Here is a 4,312-nt window from a genome sequence, read left to right on the forward strand (position 1 = left end):
CGATCTTCGAATGAGAAGCCTTCGGTTTGTTCCGGCATTCGTAGTCCTCGATCAACGATCGATTCAGGCACTGCCTCGATGTAGAACCCGTATCTCCTGTGCTGTCACCAGGAGATGCAGACCTGCGGGTCTATGCGCGCGCTCGCGTTCGAGAGCGGTCACCGTACCTCTCTCCATGGCGCGATCCGAACATCTCACTCCAACGGAGTCTTGGTGCGATACACCGAGTAGCTCAGCACGTATTGAGTGCTGTCTGCGGGTAGAGCCTGCACCTGCTCCGAGCACATCAGTCAAGGAAAACATGAGTAAGCACAGAAAACACAAGCCTTCCAGCACAAAACGATTCATCGCCGTAACTGCGGGACTGGGCGCCCTTGTGGGGGCCGGAGCAGTAGCCAATGCAGGTACCGCCGGTGCGCAGGGCTGGTCGGCGAGTTGCAATTGGGAGTGGCCGGTAAGCGGATCACTTTCGCAGGGTTACCACGCGGGACATGACGGAGTCGACTTCGCTGTCAACGTCGGCACCGCGCTCCACGCGCCCACATCGGGCACGATTTCTGTTGCCGGACCCAATGATCCGGGTGGATATGGAACGTACATCCAGTTGGAAGCGGACAGTGGCGAGCAGATTCAGATGGGCCACCTCTCCGAAACATGGGTCGGTGTGGGGCAACACGTCGAGGTAGGCGACGAGATCGGGGCAACGGGTAACACCGGTAGCTCCACCGGCCCACATCTGCATCTCCGCATTCACAGTGGAGGCGCCGTCGATCCCATGTCCTTCCTGAGTTCGATCGGGGCGTGCGATACCGGGTCGAGTATTGTTCCCGCGCCCGCGCCGGCACAGGACGTAGCACCCGAATTTGCACCGGAACCGGCGCCTGCTCCCGTTGTCTACTCTGAGACATCCGAATCTGCACCGGTAGAAAGCATTCCGGAGTCGGAGACTCCAGCGCCCGGCTCAGAGGTAGTCGTTGCAGCCGGTGATACATTGTTCGACCTCGCGACAGAACGAGGTCTCACCTGGCAGCAGGTGTGGGACATGAATCCGCAGATCGTCAATCCCGATCAGATCCTTGTGGGCGACGTGATCAACTTGTGAGAGTTGATAATTCGATACTGATCCGGGGATGAGTCAACGGCTCGTACACGACCGGTTTCAGTACCCCAGTTGACTCCGAGTTCCACTTCGTGCGCGTGAGCGCTGCAGCCGGGCCGTGCATTTCACGGTCCGGCTGTTTTGCGCGCTCCGAGAAGTGATTCCTACCGAAGTACTGATGTGTGGTGGTTCGCTTCTTGGGCAGCCACGGCCAATCGCTGGGCATCTTGCCGATACTATTGAGCCCGTGAACCGGTCCGCGATCACCTCCCTACGTCGACGTTGGTCAGATGAGGGCGTCGATAATTTACGGGCGCAGCTGCTCGATCAGTCGCGGATCGTCAAGCCGCCCCACACTCTCGTCTCCCCATGGGCGGAGACCGATGACGGGCTGATCGATGTGCGTGGCCTGACAGCGGGTAGCGCTGGATTGGACATCCGGTATCTCACGTTGGAACGGATTGATCTGAGTTTCGCTCGGGGTTCGATCTCCGTCTTCGAATCTGAATTATTCGACTGCCGTTTCGATTTCGTGGCACTGACCGGACAGCCCCGTTTCAATCGCCGATTCGAACGGTGCAGTTTCCGGGGTGCGACGCTCTCTCGTCTGGCGCTCGGACCGAGGGTCGTCGATTGCGATTTCACTGGAGCCAAAGCACGCGGGCTCCGCTCCGTGCCCAATACTGTGTTCGAACGATGCGCATTCGACGACACAGACCTGACTGGTGCGCAGTTCGCCGATACCTCATTCGTGGAGTGCACTTTCGGCGGCGCACGATTCTCGGCGGCCACGAGTTTTGTGCGGTGTTCCTTCACCCGGACCGCTGTCGAGTTCTCCGAGGCGCAAGTGTCGCGAACAACGTGTGACGGCACCGCGATTCCGGATCAATGGGAAGGTGAGGCCGATTCAGCAGTCGCACTGGAGCGGTATGCCGGTCGATATGCCCGAGCACTTGGCGTGGGGGACACAGAGGGTATGGCCCTCGATCCTGAAATGGATGATTCGTAAAGGGGGCAGATCGATGACTCGCGGGGTCACGTTCAGGACAGTATTCGGTGGACCGTCGGTGCCGCTTGACTTCATCGAGGAGTTGACTCGGCTCAGACACCGGCTGAGGGGCATCGCGATGCAGTACGACTTCGATCTGTTTGTTGTCGTTGGTGGCGACATCTCCGTGGTGACCGATCCGACCGGGATCCGGCTTCCGCGTGTATTTCTGGGCAGGCGTACCGCTACGGCGCAGGTACAGATGAACACTGACGACGTGATGGGGGTGCCCGACCCGCGTGCATTTCTGTACACGACGATCCATGCGGCACTGACGGAACTGATCACGCGTGTCTCAGACCGCGACAACGACTTCGATGCGGACGGGGAGCGAGCGAAGATCGAGTTCTTGATCCTCGATGACATTGGCGAGCGCGAATCAAAGCTGTGATGGCAAATGACAAATGCTGCGCTCCCGAATTCGTCAGGCCGTTGTCACTCTCTGGCATCAAACACTGCGGTGACCACTTCACAGAAAATCGCCGGGTGCCGGCAATGGACGAACCTCACTATGAGTTCTGCGGTGCGCGGTAGCGGTGACAAGTAGGTAGCGTTCAGCTGCGGCGTAGTCGGTGATCGATGTTCCGTCGGGCCCGGGGGTTTGAGTGATCAGGTCGAGGTATCGGCGGCGATAGAGGTATGCGTCGGGCTGGGTCAACAGGTACTCCGCGGCAGCGACGACGTCCAGGCTCGGTGCGGCTCGTCTGAGCCGGGTGCGCGTCGGCTGGTACGCAGCTCTGGCGTGTTTGGTCGGCCCGGTGGCCGTGTAGTGCCCGTCGCTGTGGTCGTCGTCTCGGGCATTGTCATTCATATCGTCGCCTTGGTGTGAATGAGCTCGACGTTGCCGTTGTAGTAGCCGAGGACACGGTGATCCATCATCCGCCGCCACAGTGGTGGTACGGCAGCGCAGACGATCATCACCGCGTATCCGGCAGGGAGTTGCGGAGCGGTTGGAGCGCTGCGCAGAGATTGGTAGCGCAGACGCGGATTCGCGTGATGGTCACTGTGTCGTTGTAATTGGTACAGGAACAAATTGGACAAGAGATGATCACTGTTCCAACTGTCTTCGGGCCGGGCTTTGACAAAGCTGCCGTCTTGTCTTCGCGCACGGAGCAATCCGTAGTGTTCGAGGTAGTTTGCGGCCTCGAGGAACGTGATCCCGGCCAAGGCTTGCAGGAGCAGCCAGGGCAGTATCTGCCACCCGAATAAGGTGATCAACGTCCCGAACAGTGCGGCGCTCAGCGACCATGCCTGCAAGATGTTGTTTCGAGGCGACAGTGCGGGTGAACCCTGCCGGCGCAGGCGTGCTGATTCGATCCGCCAGCCCGATTTCAGACCTCCGAATACGCTGCGGGGCAGGAATATCCAGAACGATTCCCCGAAACGAGCACTGGCGGGATCGCGCGGCGTCGCAACGTTGACGTGGTGACCGTGATTGTGCTCGATGTAGAAGTGCCCGTAGAACGATTGAGCGAGCACAATTTTCGCCAACCGCCGCTCGAGGCGGCTGCTCTTGTGGCCTAGTTCGTGTGCGGCATTGATACCGACGCCCGCAACGACGCCGACGGTCATCGCCAGTGCGATCTTCTCTCCGGTTGCCATCGGGGCGTGCGCCCAACACCATGCGGCGAAGACGAGGCCAGCGTATTGAAGTGGCACGAACAGGTAGGTACACCAGCGGTAGTAGCGGTCGTCCTGCAATGCCGCGATCACGTTGTCGGGTGGGCTGCGGCCATCTGCGCCGACTGCGACGTCGACGATCGGGATGACGAGAATCAGGATCCAGGCACCGGTCGCCCAGAACAGGCCGAGGTGCAAATATTCGACCAGCAGCCAGGACAGGAAGGGACTCAGCGGGATCAGCAATCCCAACGGCCACCAGTAACGCTTCCGATCCCGCCATGCAGGAGCGTCGACACCTGCTTCGGCGCTCGCTCGAATGTCGTCGGTGTCTGTCATCGAAACTTCTCGAGCACGGGAAAGTGGAATACGGTCATTGCTCTCCAACGGTTCGTGCGGACTTTCGAAGTGGTGTGCTGCGGCGTCTCAGGCGGTTAGGCCAGGTCGGCGAATGCGATGATGTTGTCGTTGTAACTGCGTGCGGTTTCGTCGAAGGATCCACCGCACGTGATGATCCGGAGTCCGGGGTGGTCGATGTCGCCGTA

The 4,312-nt window shown here is 59.8% G+C and carries 5 protein-coding genes; 3 read left to right on the top strand and 2 right to left on the bottom strand.

Going from position 1 to position 4,312, the window contains the following annotated elements; genetic code table 11:
* The first annotated feature begins 301 nt into the window (after positions 1-301).
* From A2J01_RS31680 to A2J01_RS31690, 3 genes are all read left to right on the top strand, one after another.
* Positions 302-1,102 carry a peptidoglycan DD-metalloendopeptidase family protein gene (locus A2J01_RS31680; RefSeq protein WP_231914974.1) on the top strand — a complete coding sequence of 267 codons (801 nt, stop codon included), beginning with the start codon at positions 302-304 and terminating at the stop codon, positions 1,100-1,102.
* Between the two features lie 244 nt (positions 1,103-1,346).
* Positions 1,347-2,108 (top strand): pentapeptide repeat-containing protein, encoded by a 762-nt coding sequence (locus A2J01_RS31685; protein WP_064114313.1) that lies wholly within the window; start codon positions 1,347-1,349, stop codon positions 2,106-2,108.
* A 13-nt stretch (positions 2,109-2,121) separates the two neighbouring features.
* The gene (locus A2J01_RS31690) at positions 2,122-2,538 is read left to right on the top strand and encodes a hypothetical protein (RefSeq protein WP_042452357.1); all 417 of its coding nucleotides are present in this window, start codon (positions 2,122-2,124) and stop codon (positions 2,536-2,538) included.
* Between the two features lie 78 nt (positions 2,539-2,616).
* Here the strand turns inward: A2J01_RS31690 and A2J01_RS31695 are convergent, their stop codons facing one another.
* Together A2J01_RS31695 and A2J01_RS31700 are read right to left on the bottom strand one after the other, a co-directional pair.
* Positions 2,617-2,958, bottom strand: coding sequence for a hypothetical protein (locus A2J01_RS31695; RefSeq protein WP_064114314.1), 342 nt, complete (start codon positions 2,956-2,958; stop codon positions 2,617-2,619).
* A complete protein-coding gene (locus A2J01_RS31700; protein WP_054826870.1) occupies positions 2,955-4,106 on the bottom strand; it encodes an alkane 1-monooxygenase in 1,152 nt (383 codons plus the stop codon). Before A2J01_RS31700 ends, A2J01_RS31695 begins: the two co-directional genes overlap by 4 nt.
* Between the last annotated feature and the right edge of the window lie 206 nt (positions 4,107-4,312).

The organism is Rhodococcus sp. EPR-134 (assembly GCF_001647205.1).
GTDB lineage: Bacteria > Actinomycetota > Actinomycetes > Mycobacteriales > Mycobacteriaceae > Rhodococcus_F > Rhodococcus_F qingshengii.

Coding starts and splice junctions, on each gene's coding strand:
- A2J01_RS31680 (WP_231914974.1), top strand. CDS start 302: ATGAGTAAGCACAGAAAACACAAGCCTTCCAGCACAAAACGATTCATC.
- A2J01_RS31690 (WP_042452357.1), top strand. CDS start 2,122: ATGACTCGCGGGGTCACGTTCAGGACAGTATTCGGTGGACCGTCGGTG.
- A2J01_RS31695 (WP_064114314.1), bottom strand. CDS start 2,958: ATGAATGACAATGCCCGAGACGACGACCACAGCGACGGGCACTACACG.
- A2J01_RS31700 (WP_054826870.1), bottom strand. CDS start 4,106: ATGACAGACACCGACGACATTCGAGCGAGCGCCGAAGCAGGTGTCGAC.